Source organism: Chitinophaga silvisoli (assembly GCF_003412465.1).
GTDB classification, from domain to species: Bacteria; Bacteroidota; Bacteroidia; order Chitinophagales; family Chitinophagaceae; genus Chitinophaga; species Chitinophaga silvisoli.
In genome coordinates this window covers 1-357 of the sequence record NZ_QTJV01000031.1, presented here as the reverse complement: position 1 = coordinate 357, position 357 = coordinate 1, and the positions used below count along the sequence as shown (strand labels likewise).

1 protein-coding gene is annotated in these 357 nt (G+C 31.9%); it reads right to left on the bottom strand.

Annotated elements, in window-relative coordinates; genetic code table 11:
- Positions 1 to 326: hypothetical protein (locus tag DXN04_RS33755; RefSeq protein WP_147320155.1), on the bottom strand; the 326-nt coding region annotated here is incomplete at its 3' end.
- Positions 327 to 357 lie beyond the last annotated feature (31 nt).

Genomic DNA, 357 nt, shown 5'->3' with positions numbered 1-357 from the left:
TAGTTAGCAAATATATGACTATTAACATCAAGACTTAAATATCTAATATCGCCATCTTTAGTTTTATAAGAAGTATTAAGACCATCAATCCAAGCAAGTTTAGTATAATCCATTTCAGCTTGATAATCTCGTTCTCTCATTTTATCAAATATAAATTCAATAATAACAGAACCCATACTTCCACGAATAACTGCTTCGTCAGTAACTCCTTTACCAGCACTATTAGCAATCTCACCATAACGTTGTGGAGTCATATCACATTCCATTTTAGCAGTCTGTTCAATCTCTTGGATAAGTTGTCCAAGTTCAGTAATATAATTATTCATACGACTTTCAAGATAACGAACACTTTGTGCT